The sequence below is a fragment of the Leifsonia sp. NPDC080035 genome, from assembly GCF_040050925.1.
Lineage (GTDB): Bacteria > Actinomycetota > Actinomycetes > Actinomycetales > Microbacteriaceae > Leifsonia.
Map to the genome: position 1 here is coordinate 3,616,477 of NZ_CP157390.1, position 18,076 is coordinate 3,634,552.

Below are 18,076 nucleotides of genomic sequence, written 5' to 3' on the forward strand. Positions count from 1 at the left end.
GGCAGCGTAGCGGAGGCGGAGGCCGGATACCTATAGGACAGGATGATTGATTTTCGGGCGTGTCACTCGCCGATGTACGACATCACGTGCTTGATGCGCGTGTAGTCGTCGAAGCCGTACATCGAGAGGTCCTTGCCGTAGCCCGAGTGCTTGAAGCCGCCGTGCGGCATCTCGGCGACGATCGGGATGTGCGTGTTGATCCACACGCAGCCGAAGTCGAGGCCCTTTGCGAAGCGCATCGCCCTGCCGTGGTCCCGCGTCCAGACGCTCGACGCCAGGCCGTACTTCACGCCGTTGGCCCACCGCAGCGCCTCGGCCTCGTCGGCGAACTTCTGGACGGTCTGCAACGGCCCGAAGATCTCGTTCTGCACAGCGTCGTCGTCCTGACGGAGCCCGGAGACGATCGTCGCCTCCCAGAAGTAGCCCTTCTCGCCCTGGCGGCGGCCGCCCAGCTCCACGTTCGCGTGGTCGGGAAGACGGTCGACGAACCCGCTCACCTGGGCGAGCTGGTTCGCGTTGTTCAGCGGGCCGTACAGGATGCCGTCCTCGCGCGGTCCCCCGGTGCGCGCGTTCGCGCGGGCGTACGCCGTGAGTGCGGCGACGAACTCGTCGTGGATGCCCTCCTGAACCAGGAGACGCGTCGCGGCCGTGCAGTCCTGGCCCGCGTTGAAGTAGCCCGCGGCGACGATCCCCTCGACCGCCTTCTCGATGTCGGCGTCGTCGAAGACGATCACGGGCGCCTTCCCGCCGAGCTCCAGGTGGACGCGCTTGAGGTCGTAGGAGGCGGCCCGCGCGACCTCCATGCCCGCCCGCACGGAGCCGGTGATCGAGATCAGCTGCGGGATCGGGTTCTCCGTCATCGCCGCGCCCGTCGTCCTGTCGCCGAGGATGACGTTCAGCACGCCCGCCGGCAGGAACTCGCTCGCGACCTCCGCCAGCAGCAGCGTCGAGAGCGGAGTGGTGTCCGACGGCTTCAGCACCGTGGTGTTGCCGGCGGCGAGAGCCGGCGCGAACTTCCACACGGCCATGTTCAGCGGGTAGTTCCACGGCGTCACCTGCCCGACGACGCCGATCGGCTCGCGGCGGATGAACGAGGTGTGGTCCTTCATGTACTCGCCGGCGGAGCGGCCCTCCAGGTTGCGCGCGGCGCCGGCGAAGAAGCGGATCTGGTCCACCGAGAGCAGGATCTCGTCGTCGACGAGGGTGGCCCGCGGCTTGCCGGTGTCCTGCGACTCGGCGTCGGCGAACTCCTCGGCGCGCTCCTGAATCGCGTCGGCGATGCGGAACAGGGCGAGCGAGCGCTCGGCCGGGGTGGTCTGGCCCCACTCCTCGAACGCGGCCTGCGCGGCACCGTAGGCCTCGGCGACGTCCTCAGCGGTGGACACGGGCGACTGCGCGTAGACCTCCTCGGTCGCCGGGTCGACGAGGTCGATGCTCGCGTCCCCCCGCGCGTCGCTGCGGCGGCCGTTCACGAAGTTCTTCAGTTCTGCAGTGCTCGTCAATGAACTCATGCCGGGAGTCTACTGATTTCGTCATCGAATCGGTCGAGAATGTGCGGATTCGCTTGCCAGAGTGCCCGTGCACTGACAGAATCGCTCCATGAGTACCCCTCGGGCAACGAATGGCGCGAAGGCTGCGGTCATCGACGACGTCTCCAAGGCGATCATCGAGCAGCTGCAGGTGGACGGACGCAAGTCGTACGCGGAGATCGGCAAGGCCGTCGGTCTCAGCGAAGCGGCGGTCCGGCAGCGCGTCCAGAAGCTGACCGAGTCGGGTGTGATGCAGATCGTGGCCGTCACCGACCCGATGCAGCTGGGCTTCTACCGCCAGGCGATGATCGGCGTGCGCGTCACCGGCGACACGAGGGCCGTGGCCGACAAGCTGGCCGCGATGCCGGCCGTCGACTACGTGGTCCTGACGGCCGGGACGTTCGACATCCTCGCCGAGGTGGTGTGCGAGAACGACCTCGACCTCATCACGATGCTCAATTCGGAGATCCGGACGCTCGACGGCGTGCTGTCGACCGAGACGTTCGTCTATCTCAAACTCCACAAACAGTTCTACAACTGGGGAACGCGATAACCATGACGACAACCGTAGAAACGTTCGGCGAGCCGATCGCGGCCAACGAGGCGGCGCTGCAGGCGAAAGCCCGCGACCACCTCTGGATGCACTTCGCCCGCCAGTCGGTGATGGAGGAGGGCCAGGGCGTCCCGATCATCACCCGCGGCGAGGGCCACCACATCTGGGACTCGCACGGCAAGCGCTACATCGACGGTCTCTCCGGCCTCTTCGTGGTGAACGCCGGTCACGGCCGCAAGCGGCTCGCCGAGGCCGCCGCCAAGCAGGCGGAGGAGCTGGCCTTCTTCCCGATCTGGTCGTACGCGCACCCCAACGCCATCGAGCTGGCCGACCGCCTCGCGAACTACGCGCCGGGCGACCTGAACCGCGTCTTCTTCTCCACCGGCGGCGGCGAGGCCGTCGAGACCGCGTTCAAGCTCGCCAAGTACTACTGGAAGCTGCAGGGCCGTCCCACCAAGCACAAGGTGCTCTCGCGCTCGGTCGCCTACCACGGCACCCCGCAGGGCGCGCTGGCGATCACCGGCATCCCGGCCATGAAGGAGATGTTCGAGCCGCTGACCCCCGGTGGGTTCCGCGTCCCCAACACGAACTTCTACCGTGCCGACGAGATGGGCGCCCCGAGCGACGACATCGAGTCTTTCGGCGTCTGGGCCGCCAACCGCATCGAGGAGATGATCCAGTTCGAGGGTCCCGAGACCGTCGCCGCGATCTTCCTCGAGCCGGTCCAGAACTCGGGCGGCTGTTTCCCGCCGCCTCCCGGCTACTTCCAGCGCGTGCGCGAGATCTGCGACAAGTACGACGTGCTGCTGGTCAGCGACGAGGTCATCTGCGCCTTCGGCCGCATCGGGCACATGTTCGCGTGCGACCAGTACGGCTACGTGCCGGATATGATCACCTGCGCCAAGGCGATGACCTCGGGCTACTCCCCCATCGGCGCGACGATCATCAGCGACAAGATCTACGAGCCGTTCAAGCACGGGAACACGTCGTTCTACCACGGCTACACCTTCGGCGGACACCCGGTCTCGGCCGCTGTCGCGCTCGAGAACCTCGACATCTACGAGGAGGAGGGCCTCAACCAGCGCGTCCGCGAGAACTCGCCGCTCTTCCGCGCCGAGCTCGAGAAGCTGCTCGCCCTCCCGATCGTCGGCGACGTCCGCGGCGACGGCTACTTCTTCGGCATCGAGCTGGTGAAGGACAAGTCGACCAAGGAGACGTTCAACGACGACGAGTCGGAGCGCCTGCTGCGCGGGTTCCTCTCCAAGGCCCTCTTCGACGCCGGACTGTACTGCCGCGCCGACGACCGTGGCGACCCCGTCGTCCAGCTCGCGCCGCCGCTCACGATCGGCCCGGACGAGTTCGTCGAGATCCGGCAGATCCTGGAGTCGGTGCTGACCGAGGCGACCAACCACCTGTAAGCCACAACCAGCCAGCGAGACCCCCACAGAGCGAATCCGCAAGCCGACCACCCGAGCGGCTTGCGGATTCGTGCATCCGGGCACGAGAGCAGCAAGGAGAGACATGGACTACCGCGGCGTCGGCTTCTGGTTCGACTCCATCGCGGAGGCGGAGGACGACTTCCGTCCCCGTCCCGCCCTCGCCGAGGACGCCACCGTCGACGTCGCGATCGTCGGCGCCGGGCTCACCGGGCTGTGGACCGCGTACTACCTGCAGGAGCTCGACCCGGCCCTGCGCATCCTGCTGCTCGAGCGCGAGGTCGCCGGGTTCGGCGCCTCCGGGCGCAACGGCGGCTGGGCGTCGTCGCTGTTCCCGTGGTCGGCGTCGGCCTTGGCCGAGCGCTACGGCCGGGATGCCGCCGTCGCGCTGCGCTCTGCGATGGTCGCGACCGTGGACGAGGTCGGCCGAGCGGCCGAGGCAGAGGGCATCGACTGCGACTACGTGCGCGGCGGGACCGTCACCTTCGCCCGCGGCCGCGTGCAGCTGGAAGCCGCGCGGGCGGAGTTCGCGGAGTCGGAGGAGTTCGGCGTCGACCGGGTCTCGTTGCTCGGGACGGCGACGGTGCGCTCGCGGTTCGGGGTGCCGGACGCCCTCGCAGCGACCTATACGCCGGCGTGCGCGCGCGTCCACCCGGCCAAGCTGGTGCGCGGCCTCGCCCGCGCCGTCGAGCGCCGCGGCGCGACGATCGCCGAGGGCACCGAGGTACGCGGCTGGCGCAACGGGGTCGTCCGCGTGACCGCGGACGGCGTCGACCGCGTCGTGCGCGCGGGCACGGTCGTGAACGCGACGGAGGGCTACGGCTCGCAGCTGCCGCAGGTGGGCAGGCGCATCCTCCCGCTGTACTCGCTGATGATCGCGACGGAGCCGCTGCCCGAGGCGACGTGGGAGCGGATCGGCATCGAGCACGGGCAGACCTTCGCCGACTTCCGGCACCTGATCATCTACGGTCAGCGAACCGCGGACAACCGGTTCGCGTTCGGCGGCCGCGGCGCCCGCTACCACCTGGGCAGCACCATCCGCACCGACTACGACCGTTCCCCGCGCGTGCGCGACCACCTCGTCCGCGCGCTCACCGAGCTGTTCCCGGCGGTCAGCGGGGTGCGCGTGACGCACCACTGGGGCGGACCGCTCGGCGTGCCGCGCGACTGGCATGCCGGCGTCGGCTTCGACCCGGCGGCGAAGGAGGCCTGGGCCGGCGGCTACGTCGGCGACGGGCTCAGCACGACGAACCTGGCCGGTCGCACGCTCGCCGACCTGCTCAGCGGGCGCCGGACGGCGCTGACCGAGCTGCCCTGGGTCGGCCACCGCTCGCCGTCGTGGGAGCCGGAGCCGCTGCGCTTCGTCGGCGCGAACGCCGGCCTCGTCGCGATGGAGGGCGCCGACCTGGAGGAGCGGCTGACCGGCCGCCCCTCGCTCGTCGCGAAGGCGATGGCGCCGCTCACCGGCCACTGACCCGGCGCGACTACTCGTCCTCGAACCTCAGGTGCCGCACGCTGCGGCCGTTCCGGCGCACCAGGCGCAGCGACTCCACGCCGATCCGGATGTGCCGCTCCACGAACTGCGCCGTCACGCCGCGGTCGCTCTCGGCGGTCTTCACGCCCTCCGGGATCATCGGCTGGTCGGAGACGAGCAGCAGCGCGCCGCTCGGGATCCGGTTGGCGAAGCCCGCGGCGAACACGGTCGCCGTCTCCATGTCCACGGCCATGCAGCGGGTGCGGCGCAGGAACGACTTGAACGCGTCGTCGTGCTCCCACACCCGGCGGTTGGTCGTGTAGACGGTGCCCGTCCAGTAGTCGTGGCCGAAGTCCCGGATCGTGGTGGAGACGCCGCGCTGCAGCTGGAACGCCGGAAGCGCGGGGACCTCGGGAGGCAGGTAGTCGTTCGAGGTGCCCTCGCCGCGGATGGCGGCGATCGGCAGCACCAGGTCGCCGAGCTGGTTCTTCTTCTTGACGCCGCCGCACTTGCCCAGGAACAGCGCCGCCTTCGGGCCGACCGCTCCCAGCAGGTCCATGACCGTCGCCGCGTTGGGGCTGCCCATCCCGAAGTCGATCATCGTGATGCCGTCGGCGGTCGCGTTCGGCATCGCCCGGTCCGCTCCCCTGACCTCCGCGCCGTACCACTGGGCGAACCGGTCGACGTAGTCGCCGAAGTTCGTGAGCAGGATGTGGTCGCCGAACTCCTCCAGCGGCGTCCCGGTGTACCGCGGCAGCCAGTCGCGGACGATCTCCAGCTTCTCCTTCACGGCGTCTCCCCTCTCAGCCGACCGTCGTCCCGAGCGCCGCGCCGATCGCGAACGTCGCCGCCAGGGCGAGCGCTCCGCCGATCACGACCCTCAGCATCGCCCGGCCTCGCGAGCTGCCACCGATCCACGCGGCGACGTAGCCCGTGATCGCGAGCGCCACCAGCACGACGCCGAACGTCAGCGGCACGCGCACGGCAGCCGGGGTGAGGATGACCAGCAGGGGCAGGATGCCGCCGATCGTGAACGCGACCGCCGACGCGAGCGCCGCGTGCCACGGGCTCACGACGTCGTCCGGGTCGATGCCAAGCTCCGTCGAGAGGTGGGCGCGCAGCGCGTCGTGCGCGGTCAGCTCGACGGCCACCCGCTGGGCGGTCTCCGGGCTGAGGCCCCGCGCCTCATAGAGCCCGGCGAGCTCGGCCAGCTCCTCCTCCGGCATCTCCGCGAGCTCGCGCCGCTCCTTCTCGATCAGGGCGTGCTCGCTGTCCCGCTGGCTGCTCACCGACACGTACTCGCCGAGGGCCATCGAGATGGCGCCGCCGACGAGAGCGGCGAGGCCTGCGGTCAGGATCGCGGGCACCGACTCGGTCGCGCCGGCCACGCCGACGACCACGGCGGCGACGGACACGATGCCGTCGTTCGCGCCGAGCACCCCCGCGCGCAGCCAGTTCAGGCGCTGGGCGAGTCCCTCCCGGTGCGGCTCGCCCGGGTGCCGTCCGTTCATCGTGTCTGCGGTCATGCGCCCAGCCTAGGAAGCCCGTCGAGCCACGGCCAGCAAGCCGAGGCAAACCTCACTCGGCCGGGTGCGCGTCCCGCTCCGCCTCCGTCGCCGTCTCCGCCCGTTCCGCCTCCCGCAGCCGACGCTGCACGCGCCACTCGCGCACCGTGAGCGCCACGACCAGGATGTCGAACAGGGTGAGCGCGACCAGCCCCCAGCCGAAGTGCCGGGTGAGCTCCCAGCACTGCCAGCCGATGAAGACGAGCAGGAAGCCGATCATCCACGGATACGCCCAGAACCGCCTCCGCAGCACGGCCCACACCAGCACCACCTTCACGACGCCGTGCAGCAGCAGGTAGACGGCGCCGAACAGGGTGGCCGAGCCGGTGACGTGGTGGCTCATCCTGACGACGGCGTTCGCGATCGGATCGTCGGGGTCCTGATCGAGTTCGTGCTGGGTGAGGAAGCCCACCACGAGGCCGAGGCGCTCGGGCGTTAGGAAGAGCAGCAGGATGCCGCCGACCAGCTCCAGCACCCCGTCGATGCCCTTGAGCACGACGGTGATGCGGAACGTCCGCTCGAGGATGCGCGCCCTGTCCATCCCCCCATGCAACCCCGCGGAGGCCGCGGTACGCGTGGCAGGAGGGCCTCGTGCGTGAGAGTAGGCTCAGAAATATCGCTTCATGAGAAAGGCCCCACTTGACCTCCGTGCTCTCCTCCCTCCTCGACGACGTCCTCCGCCGGAACGCCGGCGAACCCGAGTTCCACCAGGCCGCGCGCGAGGTGTTCGGGTCGCTGGAGCCGGTCATCGCCGCGCATCCCCGCTACGCGGAGGCGGCCGTCCTCGAACGTCTCACGGAGCCCGAGCGCCAGCTGATCTTCCGGGTGCCGTGGACCGACGATTCCGGGCGCGTGCGCGTGAACCGCGGCTTCCGGGTGGAGTTCAACTCGGCGCTGGGCCCGTACAAGGGCGGCCTGCGCTTCCACCCCAGCGTGACGCTCGGCACCGTCAAGTTCCTCGGCTTCGAGCAGATCTTCAAGAATGCGCTCACCGGGCTGCCGATCGGCGGCGGCAAGGGCGGCAGCGACTTCGACCCCAAGGGCAAGTCGGACGCCGAGGTGATGCGGTTCTGCCAGTCGTTCATGACCGAGCTCTATCGCCACCTCGGCGAGCACACCGACGTGCCCGCCGGCGACATCGGCGTCGGCGGCCGCGAGATCGGCTACCTCTTCGGCCAGTACAAGCGCATCACGAACCGCTACGAGTCCGGCGTGCTCACCGGGAAGGGCGTCGGCTGGGGCGGGTCCCTCGTCCGCACGGAGGCGACCGGCTACGGCGCGGTCTTCTTCGCGCAGCGGATGCTGGCCACCCGCGGGCGCGACTTCGACGGCGCCCGCGTGCTCGTCTCCGGCTCCGGCAATGTCGCGATCTACGCGATCGAGAAGGTGCACCAGTTCGGCGGCACGGTCGTCGCGTGCTCCGACTCCTCCGGCGTCGTCTACGACCCCGAGGGCATCGACCTGGAACTGCTGCGCCAGATCAAGGAGGTCGAGCGCGGCCGGCTGAGCGCGTACGCCGAGCGCCGCCCCTCCGCCGACTACCGCGCGGGCGGCGACATCTGGGCGCTCGCAAGCGAGACCCGGATCGACGTGGCCATCCCCTGCGCCACCCAGAACGAGCTGGACGCCGCTGCCGCGGCGACGCTCGCCGCCGGCGGGGTCGCCGCGGTGGTCGAGGGCGCGAACATGCCGTGCACGCCGGAGGCGGTGGCGGTGCTCGTGCAGTCGGGCATCCTGTTCGCGCCGGGCAAGGCGGCGAACGCGGGCGGCGTGGCCACCTCGGCACTGGAGATGCAGCAGAACGCGTCCAGGGACGCGTGGACGTTCGAGTACGCCGAGCAGCGCCTCGCCGAGATCATGAACAGCATCCACGACAGCTGCGCGGCGACCGCCGAGGAGTACGGCGCCCCGGGCGACTACGTGCTCGGCGCCAACATCGCCGGCTTCGTGCGCGTCGCCGACGCGATGCTCGCGCTCGGCGTCATCTAGCGTCCCCGCTCCGCGACTGTCGTCGTTCGGTACGTCGTGCCCCTGCTCGCGCACGGGCAGTCGTACCGAACGCCGACAGTCACCCGCCCGGGGCCGGGCGTCAGGAGCGGCCGAGGCGCTTGCGCAGGAACTCGATGCGGGCCTGCAGCTGGGTGACGCTCGCCTGGGCGACCGCAGGGCCCCCGCACACCCGCCGGAGCTCGGCGTGGATGAGCCCGTGCGGCTCCCCCGAGTTCTTCGAGTAGAGGCCGACCAGACTGTTCAGCAGCTGGCGCTGCTCCTTCAGGGTGCGGTGCAGCGGCGCGGGCGGATGCCCCTCCGCGGCGGCCGGACGCGCCGAGTGCCGCCGCGCCTGGCGCTGCTGCCGCTGCATGAGCAGCTCGTGCACCTGCTCCGGCTCCAGGATGCCCGGCAGGCCGATGAAGTCGAGCTCCTCGTCCGTGCCGGGCACGGCGAAGCTGCCGAACTCGCGGCCGTCGTAAACGACCTTGTCGAAGTTCGCCTCCGACCCGAGCGCCTCGAACGCGAACTCCTCGGTCAGCGACTCCGACGCCCGCTCTTCGCGGTTCGCGTCGGCGACCATCGCGTCCTCGGGATTCCACAGGTCGCCCTCCCCGCCCTCCTCGGACGGCCGGTCGAGCGCGTGGTCGCGTTCCAGCTCCATCGCGTTCGCGAGCGCCATCAGCATCGGGACGTTCGGCAGGAACACCGACGCGGTCTCGCCGCGGCGCCGTGCACGCACGAAGCGCCCGATCGCCTGGGCGAAGAACAGCGGGGTGGATGCGCTGGTCGCGTACACCCCGACCGCCAGCCGCGGCACGTCGACGCCCTCCGAGACCATCCGCACCGCGACCATCCACCGCGTGTCGCCCTTGGCGAACTCCTCGATCCTGTCGCTCGCCTCCTTCTCGTCGGAGAGCACGACGGTGACCGGTTCGCCGCTGATCTGCTGCAGCAGGTCGGCGTACGCCCGCGCGGTGTAGTGGTCGGTGGCGATCACCAGGCCACCGGCGTCCGGGATGGAGTTCCGCACCTCGGTGAGGCGACGGTCCGCCGCGCTCAGGACGGCCGGGATCCACTCTCCGCGCGGGTCGAGCGCCGTCCGCCAGGCCTGCGAGGTGATGTCCTTGGTGTTGCCCTCGCCGAGCCGCGCCTCCATCTCGTCGCCGGTCTTGGTGCGCCAGCGCATGTGGCCCGCGTAGACCATGAAGATCACGGGACGCACGACGCCGTCCTCCAGGGCGCGCCCGTAGCCGTAGTTGTAGTCGGTGACGGAGGTGCGGATGCCCTGGCGGTCCGGCAGGTAGGTGACGAACGGGATCGGCGCGGTGTCCGAGCGGAACGGCGTCCCTGTCAGCGAGAGCCGGCGCGTCGCCCGCTCGAACGCGTCCCGGATCCCGTCGCCCCAGCTGAGCGCGTCGCCGCCGTGGTGCACCTCGTCGAGGATGACGAGCGTGCGGTACGACTCGGTGATGTCCTTGTGCAGGCTCGGCCGCATCGCTACCTGTGCATAGGTGACGGCGACGCCCTTGAAGTGCCGCGCGTACCTGCCCTCGGAGTTCCGGAAGTCCGGGTCGAGGTTCAGCCCGACCCGGGACGCCGCCTCGGCCCACTGCCGCTTCAGGTGCTCGGTGGGTGCGACGACGGTCACCCGCTCCACGATGCGGCGGGAGAGCAGCTCGGTGGCGAGCCGCAGAGCGAACGTGGTCTTACCGGCGCCGGGCGTCGCGGCGGCGAGGAAGTCCCGCGGCTCGGTGGCGAAGTAGGTGTCGAGCGCCTCGGCCTGCCAGGCGCGCAGCTTGCCGGCGGTTCCCCACGCCGCGCGCTCCGGGAAGGACGGCGACAGGTGCTCGGCGGCGAAACTGCCGGCGTGTGCGCCGGGTCCGCTCGAGACGGCCTCGCCGGGTGCGGGCGGTTCTCCGGCCTCCCCGGGCTCCGGCAGGACTGGCCCTGGCATTGCTGTCGTATCCACTTGCATCCAACTTACCGGGTGCCGCCGACAGCCGTTGCAGAATGGAGGCATGGTCGAAGCGCAGCACCCGTGGTCCCGCTACGTCGCCCTCGGCGACTCATTCACGGAGGGCATCGGCGACCCCGAGCCGGCGAGTCCCGGCGGACACCGTGGCTGGGCCGACCGCGTCGCCGAGGTGCTGAGCGCCCAGACCGACGACTTCGCCTACGCCAACCTCGCCGTGCGCGGCAAGCTGATCAAGCAGATCCTGGACGAGCAGGTCGAGCCCGCGCTCGCGCTGCGCCCCGATCTCATCACCATCTCGGCCGGCGGCAACGACGTCATCCGCCCCGGCACGGACCCCGACCAGATCGCCGCCCTGTTCGACGAGGCGGTGACCCGGCTCAGCGCTGACGGCGCGACGATCGTCGTGTTCACCGGCGTCGACGTCGGCTTCTCCCCCGTGTTCCGCGGCATCCGCGGCAAGGTGGCGATCTACAACGAGAACGTGCGGGCCGTCGCCGCGCGCCACGACTGCATCGTCGCCGACCAGTGGTCGCTCACCGAGATCCAGGACCAGCGGATGTGGGCGCCCGACCGCCTCCACCTCGCGCCGCTCGGCCACCACACGGTCGCGCGGATGGTGCTCGCCGCACTCAACGTGGAGAACGATCTGCAGCCGCTGAAGCCGGAGCCGCTCCCGCCGCGCACCTGGCGCCAGGCCCGCTCCGAGGACCTGTCCTGGGCGCGCGAGTACCTCGTCCCGTGGGTGCTGCGGCGCATCCGTCACCAGTCCTCCGGCGACCACGTGCTGCCGAAACGCCCCGACGCCGGTCCGTTCCTCGTCGAGAGCGGCGACTGAGCCCGAGCTCCGGCCCCTCCACCGAAGATTTGCGCCAAATCGTGGCTCTGACGGGCCCAGAACCACGATTAGGCACAAATGTCGGCGCGTCAGGCTCCGACGTACGCGGCGAGGTGCTCCCCGGTGAGGGTGGAGCGCGCCGCGACCAGGTCGGCCGGCGTGCCCTCGAACACGACACGGCCGCCGTCGTGGCCGGCGCCGGGACCGAGGTCGATGATCCAGTCGGCGTGCGCCATCACGGCCTGGTGGTGCTCGATGACGATCACCGACTTGCCGGAGTCCACCAACCGGTCCAGCAGCCCGAGCAGCTGCTGCACGTCGGCGAGGTGCAGGCCGGTGGTCGGCTCGTCGAGCACGTAGACGCCGCCCTTCTCCGCCATGTGGGTCGCGAGCTTCAGGCGCTGCCGCTCGCCGCCGGAAAGCGTGGTCAGCGGCTGCCCGATGGTCAGGTAGCCGAGGCCGACGTCCGAGAGCCGCTCCAGGATGGCGTGAGCGGCGGGGATGCGCGCCTCGCCCGCGGCGAAGAACTCCGCCGCCTCGTCCACCGGCATCGCGAGCACCTCGCTGATGTCCTTGCCGCCGAGGTGGTAGCCGAGCACGGATGCGTCGAAGCGCTTGCCCTCGCACACCTCGCAGACGGTGGAGACGCCGGCCATCACGCCGAGGTCCGTGTAGATCACGCCTGCGCCGTTGCAGGTGGGGCAGGCGCCCTCCGAGTTCGCGCTGAACAGCGCCGGCTTGACGCCGTTCGCCTTCGCGAACGCCTTGCGGATCGGCTCCAGCATCCCCGTGTAGGTGGCAGGGTTGCTGCGCCGCGACCCCTTGATCGCGCTCTGGTCGACCGAGACGACGCCGTCGCGCCCGGCCACTGAGCCGTGGATGAGCGAGCTCTTGCCCGAGCCGGCGACGCCGGTGACGACGCAGAGGACGCCGAGCGGCACATCCACGTCGACGCCGACCAGGTTGTGCTCGTTCGCGCCGCGCACCTCGAGCGCGCCTGTGGCCGAGCGCACGTCGTCCTTGAGCCGCGCCCTGTCATCCAGGTGCCTGCCGGTGAGCGTGCCGCTGGCGCGGAGCTGGTCGACCGTGCCCTGGAAGACGACCTCGCCGCCCGCCGCGCCCGCGTGCGGCCCGAGGTCGACGACGTGGTCCGCGATGGCGATCGCCTCCGGCTTGTGCTCGACGACGAGCACGGTGTTGCCCTTGTCGCGCAGCTGCAGCAGCAGCCGGTTCATCCGCTGGATGTCGTGCGGGTGCAGGCCCACCGTCGGCTCGTCGAAGACGTAGGTGATGTCGGTCAGCGACGATCCGAGGTGGCGGATCATCTTCGTGCGCTGCGCCTCGCCGCCGGACAGCGTCCCTGACGCGCGATCGAGGGACAGGTAGCCGAGGCCGATCTCGACGAACGAGTCGAGCGTCCGCCGCAGGTTCGCGAGCAGGGGCGCCACCGACGGCTCGTCCAGCGCCCGCACCCACTCCGCGAGGTCGGAGATCTGCATCGCGCACGCGTCCGCGATGCTGACGCCGGCGATCTTCGACGCCCGAGCACCCTCGCTCAGCCGCGTCCCGCCGCACTCCGGGCAGGGCGCGAAGGTGACCGCCCGCTCCACGAACGCGCGGATGTGCGGCTGCATCGCATCCACATCCTTCGACAGCATCGACTTCTGCACGCGCGGGACGAGTCCCTCGTACGTGAGGTTGATGCCGTTGATCTTGACCTTGACCGGCTCGTGGTGCAGGAAGTCGTGCAGCTCGGTCTCGGAGTAGTCGGCGATCGGCTTGTCCGCGTCGAAGAAGCCGGACTCGCTGAACATCCGCACCGACCAGCCGTCTGCGGTGTAGCCGGGGACCGTGATCGCGCCGCCGGCGAGGGACTTCGTCTCGTCGTACAGCTGGGTCAGGTCGATCTCGGAGACCGTGCCCATGCCCTCGCAGCGCGGGCACATCCCTCCGGTCTGGCTGAAGGTGCGCTCCTCGGTCTTGCCGCCGACGGTGATGGCCCCGCTGCCGCTCACCGACGGGATGTTGAACGAGAACGCCTGCGGCGAGCCGATGTGCGGCTGTCCGAGCCTGGAGAACAGGATGCGCAGCATCGCGTTCGCGTCGGTCACGGTGCCGACCGTGGAGCGCACGTTCGCGCCGAGCCGCTCCTGGTCGACGATGATCGCCGTGGTCAGCCCCTCGAGCACGTCGACGTCCGGCCGGGAGAGGGACGGCATGAAGCCCTGCACGAACGCGCTGTAGGTCTCGTTGATCATCCGCTGCGACTCGGCGGCGATGGTGCCGAACACGAGCGAGCTCTTGCCGGAGCCGGAGACCCCGGTGAACACCGTGAGCCGGCGCTTGGGCAGCTCGACGCTGACGTCCTTGAGGTTGTTCTCCCGCGCGCCGTGCACGCGGATCAGGTCGTGACTGTCGGCTTCGATCGTCATGCCGCCCCCTTCATCGTCGCGCCGGTCAGGTCCCCAGCCCGCCCGGATGCGCGAGGCGCCATCCGAAGCCGGGGTCCGGCACGTCCTTCGCGAGGGCCAGTTCGGCCGTCTCGCTCTTCCCGTTGAGCGTGAACGTCACGCGCCCCACAACGTCGCCCTTGAACCCCGACTGCAGTGGGCGGGTCGTCACATCCACCTGGATGGGCGTGTCCGACCACACCACGAACGACGTCGCCGAGGTGGCCACCAGCTTGGAGGACGCGCCCCACGGCGTCGAGTACGAGCCGAACACCTGCCCGGTCTTCGAGGCGTCCACCTCGTGGAATCCGGCGCGCATGCTCTCCAGCAGCCCCTTCACGCCCGCCCACAGGGTGTCGTGGTCCTGCGCACCGAGCACGACGCCGAGCACCCGGACCTTCGCCTTGCCCACCGGCACCTCGGCGGAGAACAGCAGGCAGTAGCCCGCCTCGTCGGTGTTGCCGGTCTTGATGCCGTCGACGCCGTCGACGCCGAGCAGGGAGTTCGTGTTGTCCTGAGCGCCCGCGCCGGGGAGCGTCGCGGTCTTCTGCGACACGATCGAGGAGAGGGTCGGGGAGGCGAGCACCAGCTTGCCGATGCCGATCAGGTCCTTCGTGCTGCTGACGTTGCCCGGGTCGAGTCCGTCCGGGGTGACCACCTTGGTGCCCGTGAAGCCCTTCGACGCCAGCCAGGAGTTGGCCGCCTTCACGTAGGCGCTCGTGGAGCCGAAGGCCCAGTTCGCCAGCGAGATCGCGTAGTTGTTCGCCGACGGCAGGAGCATCGCCGTGAGCGCCTGCTTCTCGGTCAGCGAGGTGCCGGCCTCGACGGGAGCCCACGACCCGCCGTCGGCGATCACCTCGTTCCAGATGTCGACGTCCTTCTGGGTGAAGGCGATCTTCGGTCCCTCGGACGACCCGTCCAGCGGCTTCTTGTCGAGCACGACGAGCGCGGTGATCGTCTTGGTCATGCTGGCGATCGGCATGCTCGCGTCACTGCCGTGCGACGCGGTCGTCCCCGGGTAGTCGGGGGCGGTGATCGCGGCGGAGCCGTAGCCCGGCCAGGCCAGCTGGGCCGCGGCCTGGGTGATCGCCTTCTCGTGCTGGGTGACGGCGGCCGTCGCGGGCACGGGCGCGACGAGCGACCCGAAGAGGTAGAGGAACGCGACCAGCAGCACGCTTCCCGTGCCGAACACCACGATGCGCCGGCGACGGTAGACCTCGCGGCTCGGACGGCGCGGCGGATCGGCGATCACTTGCTGGGGCACCCTCGGATTCTATTCGGTCACTCCCCCGGCAGCCGCTGTGAACGCGCCCGCAGCGCCCAGAGCGCGACCGCGCTGGCGGAGGCGACGTTGAGGGAGTCGACGCCGTGCAGCATCGGGATGGTGACGACCGTGTCCGCAGCGGCGAGCGCGCTCCTCGAGAGACCGTCGCCCTCCGAACCCAGCACCATCGCGACCCGCTCCGGCGGATCGGCGGCGTAGTCGTCAAGGCTCACGGCGTCGTCGGCGAGCGCGAGCGCGGCGATGTCGAATCCCGCGTCGTGCAGCAGCGGCGCCGCATCCCTCCACTCGGGGATGCGCGTCCACGGCACCTGCAGCACGGTCCCCATGCTCACCCGGACGCTGCGCCGGTACAGGGGGTCCGCGCAGCGCGGGCTGACCAGCACCGCGTCCGCGCCGAGACCCGCGACGCTCCGGAAGATCGCGCCGACGTTGGTGTGGTCGACGATGTCCTCCAGCACGACGACCCTGCGTGCGTCGCGGAGCAGCTCCGCCGGGTCGGGAAGGGCGGGCCGGTGCATCGCGGCCAGGGCTCCCCGGTGCAGGTGGTAGCCGGTCAGGCGCTCAAGGGTCGCGGCGTCGCCGACGAACACCGTCACGTCGGGGAAGCCGGCGAGCAGCGGCTCGATGTCCGGCAGCCACTGCTCCTGCAGCAGCACGGAGCGCGGGATGTGGCCGGCCCGCAGCGCCCGGGTGATCACCTTGGTCGACTCGGCGATGTACAGGCCGCCCTCGGGCTCGGTGACCCGCCGCAGCGCGACGTCGGTCAGGCGTGAGTAGTCGGCGAGGCCGTCGGCGTCGAGGTCGGTGATCCGCTGGATGTGCACCCCTCTACCCTGCCAGCCGCGCGGCGCCCCCGGCGCCTCCCTTCGAGGACCCGGGTCCAGCTGCCGGAAATACGTGCGAAACACGGCCTGTTTACACTCGGTGTTACGACCCTTCGGAGGTTCACCATGCCCACGCTCGCACCCGCGTTCACCCCCGAGCTCGCCGACGGGCTCGATCGGGCGACCGAGGTGCTCGCCGGCCGGCGGGTGGCCGTTCTCACAGGCGCCGGCGTCTCCACCGACTCCGGTATCCCCGACTACCGCGGCGAGGGTGCGCCCAAGCGGACGCCGATGACGTTCCAGCAGTTCCTGGGCGATGACCACTACCGCAAGCGCTACTGGGCGGGAAGCCACCTCGGCTACCCCCGGTTCTCGGCCGCCCGGCCGAACGACGGCCACCGCGCGCTCGCCCGCCTCGAAGAGGCGGGCGTCACCAACGGCGTCGTGACGCAGAACGTCGACGGCCTGCACCTGCAGGCGGGCAGCCGCCGCGTGGTGGAGCTGCACGGCTCGGTGGAGCGCATCCGCTGTCTCGTCTGCGGCCAGATCTTCGCCCGCGGCGCGATCAAGGATCGAATCGATGCTGCGAACCCGCAGCTCGACACCGAGGGAGAGGTCGAGATCGCCCCGGACGGCGACGCGATCGTCCGCGACGTCGACGCCTTCGTCGTCCCCGACTGCACGGTGTGCGGTGGCCACCTGAAGCCGGACGTCGTCTTCTTCGGCGAGTTCATCCCGCCGGAGACCTACCGCGAAGCGAGCGCCCTGGTCAAGACCGCCGACGCCCTGCTGATCGCCGGATCCTCCCTGACGGTCAACTCCGGCATCCGCCTGCTGGAGGAGGCGCGCCGCCGCAAGCTGCCGATCGTGATCGTCAACCGCGGCGAGACGAAGGGCGACAGCCGCGCGACCGTTAAGCTGAACGCGGGGACGACGGAGACGCTGGTCGAGCTCTCCCGCCGGCTCGCGTAGCCCTCCGCGCGTCCTGCGGCGAAAGGACGCGTGTGACCCTCATCTCCCTCGTACGGCATGGCCAGACGGACTGGAACCTGGCCAAGCGCATCCAGGGCTCCAGCGACATCCCGCTGAACGCGACGGGTCGCGCGCAGGCGGAGGCGACCGGCCGCGCCCTGGCCGGCGGCAGCTTCGACGCGATCTACGCGAGCCCGCTCTCCCGGGCGCTCGACACCGCCCGGATCATCGCCGGCCACGTGGGCCTCGGCGAGCCGCGCGTGCTGGATGCGGTGGCGGAGCGCCGCTACGGCGACGCGGAGGGGCTGACGGGCGCCGAGATCCTTGAGCGCTGGCCGGAGGACGAGCCGGTGCCTGGCCGCGAGTCGCGGGACGACGTCGTCGCGCGGGCGCTGCCCGCCCTGCTGGAGCTCGGCGAGCGGCACGTCGGGGAGCACGTGATCGTCGTCAGCCATGGCGGCGTCATCGGCTCGATCGCCCGCCACGTCACCGGCCACGCGCGCCCCGGGCCCGGCGAGATCATCCCGAACGGCTCCGTGCACCGCTTCCGCTACCGGGACGGCGCGCTCGCGCTCGACCGGTTCAACCTGGGCCCGGAGGACCACGACCTGCTCACGGCCTCGGTGCTCTGACGGTGGAGCTCCGCCTGCCGCTCCCTGCTCCGCTCGCCGGCCACGTCCTGCGAGCCGCGACGGTCGACGACGTGCCCGCCGTCGTCGCGCTGCTGTCCGACGACCCGATCAGCGCGAGTCGCGGCGACCGGGCGCGGCCGGAGGACATGGCCGCATATCGACGCGGATTCGGGGAGATCGACGCCGACCCCGCGAACGTCCTCCTCGTTCTCGAGCACCCGGACGACGGTGCGGTGGCGACGATGCAGCTCACGCTCATCCCCGGCATGGCCAGGGCGGGAGCGGCACGCCTCCAGGTCGAGGCCGTGCGGGTGCGGTCGGACCGGCGCTCCGGCGGCCTCGGCGCGGCGATGATGCAGTGGGTGATCCAGGTGGCCCGTGACACGGGCGCAGGCCTCATCCAGCTCACGTCCGACGCGGCGCGCGCAGACGCGCACCGCTTCTACGAACGGCTCGGCTTCGCGCCCAGCCACGTCGGGTTCAAGTACCGCCTCTGACCGCTGTCCACGACTCCGGAGATCTCACCCGACACGCCGGCGAGGAGACCGGGACTC

General features: G+C 70.7%; 16 protein-coding genes. 8 read left to right on the top strand and 8 right to left on the bottom strand.

All coding sequences use genetic code 11. The annotated features are described in order from the left end of the window. Nucleotides 1-62: 62 nt before the first annotated feature. Nucleotides 63-1,511, bottom strand: coding sequence for a gamma-aminobutyraldehyde dehydrogenase (locus AAME72_RS17555; RefSeq protein WP_348787820.1), 1,449 nt, complete (start codon nt 1,509-1,511; stop codon nt 63-65). 88 nt (nt 1,512-1,599) lie between these two features. Here AAME72_RS17555 and AAME72_RS17560 point away from each other — a divergent pair, with 88 nt between their 5' ends. The 3 genes from AAME72_RS17560 to AAME72_RS17570 all read left to right on the top strand — a co-directional run bounded on the left by AAME72_RS17560 (nt 1,600) and on the right by AAME72_RS17570 (nt 4,992). Next, complete coding sequence (locus AAME72_RS17560) at nt 1,600-2,082, top strand: Lrp/AsnC family transcriptional regulator (protein ID WP_348787821.1); 483 nt, start codon at nt 1,600-1,602, stop codon at nt 2,080-2,082. A 2-nt stretch (nt 2,083-2,084) separates the two neighbouring features. After that, complete coding sequence (locus AAME72_RS17565; RefSeq protein WP_348787822.1) at nt 2,085-3,500, top strand: aspartate aminotransferase family protein; 1,416 nt, start codon at nt 2,085-2,087, stop codon at nt 3,498-3,500. Between the two features lie 103 nt (nt 3,501-3,603). Continuing rightward, nucleotides 3,604-4,992 carry an FAD-dependent oxidoreductase gene (locus AAME72_RS17570; protein ID WP_348787823.1) on the top strand — a complete coding sequence of 463 codons (1,389 nt, stop codon included), beginning with the start codon at nt 3,604-3,606 and terminating at the stop codon, nt 4,990-4,992. 10 nt (nt 4,993-5,002) lie between these two features. On the opposite strand, the gene AAME72_RS17575 is transcribed toward AAME72_RS17570, so the two are convergent. From AAME72_RS17575 to AAME72_RS17585, 3 genes are read right to left on the bottom strand one after another with little or no spacing between them, the layout of a single operon-like run. Next, a complete protein-coding gene (locus tag AAME72_RS17575; protein WP_348787824.1) occupies nt 5,003-5,782 on the bottom strand; it encodes an AMP nucleosidase in 780 nt (259 codons plus the stop codon). A 13-nt stretch (nt 5,783-5,795) separates the two neighbouring features. Beyond that, complete coding sequence (locus tag AAME72_RS17580) at nt 5,796-6,518, bottom strand: VIT family protein (protein ID WP_348787825.1); 723 nt, start codon at nt 6,516-6,518, stop codon at nt 5,796-5,798. Nucleotides 6,519-6,570: 52 nt separating this feature from the next. Beyond that, nucleotides 6,571-7,098, bottom strand: a complete 528-nt coding sequence (locus AAME72_RS17585) for a DUF2127 domain-containing protein (RefSeq protein ID WP_348787826.1) — start codon at nt 7,096-7,098, stop codon at nt 6,571-6,573. Nucleotides 7,099-7,196: 98 nt separating this feature from the next. Between AAME72_RS17585 and gdhA the strand changes: the two genes are divergently transcribed. Then, complete coding sequence (gdhA, locus tag AAME72_RS17590; protein WP_348787827.1) at nt 7,197-8,546, top strand: NADP-specific glutamate dehydrogenase; 1,350 nt, start codon at nt 7,197-7,199, stop codon at nt 8,544-8,546. Between the two features lie 100 nt (nt 8,547-8,646). On the opposite strand, the gene AAME72_RS17595 is transcribed toward gdhA, so the two are convergent. Next, nucleotides 8,647-10,503, bottom strand: coding sequence for a DEAD/DEAH box helicase (locus AAME72_RS17595; RefSeq protein ID WP_348787828.1), 1,857 nt, complete (start codon nt 10,501-10,503; stop codon nt 8,647-8,649). A 64-nt stretch (nt 10,504-10,567) separates the two neighbouring features. Here AAME72_RS17595 and AAME72_RS17600 point away from each other — a divergent pair, with 64 nt between their 5' ends. After that, entirely contained in the window at nt 10,568-11,359 is a 792-nt protein-coding gene (locus tag AAME72_RS17600) for an SGNH/GDSL hydrolase family protein (protein ID WP_348787829.1), read from the top strand. An 89-nt stretch (nt 11,360-11,448) separates the two neighbouring features. Here the strand turns inward: AAME72_RS17600 and AAME72_RS17605 are convergent, their stop codons facing one another. From AAME72_RS17605 to AAME72_RS17615, 3 genes are read right to left on the bottom strand one after another with little or no spacing between them, the layout of a single operon-like run. Further along, a complete protein-coding gene (locus AAME72_RS17605; RefSeq protein ID WP_348787830.1) occupies nt 11,449-13,791 on the bottom strand; it encodes an excinuclease ABC subunit UvrA in 2,343 nt (780 codons plus the stop codon). A 25-nt stretch (nt 13,792-13,816) separates the two neighbouring features. Next, nucleotides 13,817-15,073 (bottom strand): D-alanyl-D-alanine carboxypeptidase, encoded by a 1,257-nt coding sequence (locus tag AAME72_RS17610; RefSeq protein WP_348787831.1) that lies wholly within the window; start codon nt 15,071-15,073, stop codon nt 13,817-13,819. A 17-nt stretch (nt 15,074-15,090) separates the two neighbouring features. Further along, nucleotides 15,091-15,918: an RNA methyltransferase gene (locus AAME72_RS17615; protein ID WP_348787832.1), complete on the bottom strand. Its 828-nt coding sequence runs from the start codon at nt 15,916-15,918 to the stop codon at nt 15,091-15,093. A gap of 126 nt (nt 15,919-16,044) precedes the next feature. Between AAME72_RS17615 and AAME72_RS17620 the strand changes: the two genes are divergently transcribed. Genes AAME72_RS17620 through AAME72_RS17630 form a run of 3 tightly spaced genes read left to right on the top strand, consistent with a single transcriptional unit; the run spans nt 16,045 to nt 18,019 of the window. After that, nucleotides 16,045-16,890 (top strand): Sir2 family NAD-dependent protein deacetylase, encoded by an 846-nt coding sequence (locus AAME72_RS17620; protein WP_348787833.1) that lies wholly within the window; start codon nt 16,045-16,047, stop codon nt 16,888-16,890. A 32-nt stretch (nt 16,891-16,922) separates the two neighbouring features. Next, nucleotides 16,923-17,522: a histidine phosphatase family protein gene (locus AAME72_RS17625; protein ID WP_348787834.1), complete on the top strand. Its 600-nt coding sequence runs from the start codon at nt 16,923-16,925 to the stop codon at nt 17,520-17,522. Next, a complete protein-coding gene (locus AAME72_RS17630) occupies nt 17,519-18,019 on the top strand; it encodes a GNAT family N-acetyltransferase (RefSeq protein ID WP_348790168.1) in 501 nt (166 codons plus the stop codon). The genes AAME72_RS17625 and AAME72_RS17630 overlap by 4 nt, the downstream gene beginning before the upstream one ends. The last annotated feature ends 57 nt before the right edge of the window (nt 18,020-18,076 follow it).

Coding starts and splice junctions, on each gene's coding strand:
- AAME72_RS17570 (WP_348787823.1), top strand. CDS start 3,604: ATGGACTACCGCGGCGTCGGCTTCTGGTTCGACTCCATCGCGGAGGCG.
- AAME72_RS17585 (WP_348787826.1), bottom strand. CDS start 7,098: ATGGACAGGGCGCGCATCCTCGAGCGGACGTTCCGCATCACCGTCGTG.
- AAME72_RS17600 (WP_348787829.1), top strand. CDS start 10,568: ATGGTCGAAGCGCAGCACCCGTGGTCCCGCTACGTCGCCCTCGGCGAC.
- AAME72_RS17580 (WP_348787825.1), bottom strand. CDS start 6,518: ATGACCGCAGACACGATGAACGGACGGCACCCGGGCGAGCCGCACCGG.
- AAME72_RS17565 (WP_348787822.1), top strand. CDS start 2,085: ATGACGACAACCGTAGAAACGTTCGGCGAGCCGATCGCGGCCAACGAG.
- AAME72_RS17595 (WP_348787828.1), bottom strand. CDS start 10,503: ATGCCAGGGCCAGTCCTGCCGGAGCCCGGGGAGGCCGGAGAACCGCCC.
- AAME72_RS17605 (WP_348787830.1), bottom strand. CDS start 13,791: ATGACGATCGAAGCCGACAGTCACGACCTGATCCGCGTGCACGGCGCG.
- AAME72_RS17560 (WP_348787821.1), top strand. CDS start 1,600: ATGAGTACCCCTCGGGCAACGAATGGCGCGAAGGCTGCGGTCATCGAC.
- AAME72_RS17620 (WP_348787833.1), top strand. CDS start 16,045: ATGCCCACGCTCGCACCCGCGTTCACCCCCGAGCTCGCCGACGGGCTC.
- AAME72_RS17555 (WP_348787820.1), bottom strand. CDS start 1,511: ATGAGTTCATTGACGAGCACTGCAGAACTGAAGAACTTCGTGAACGGC.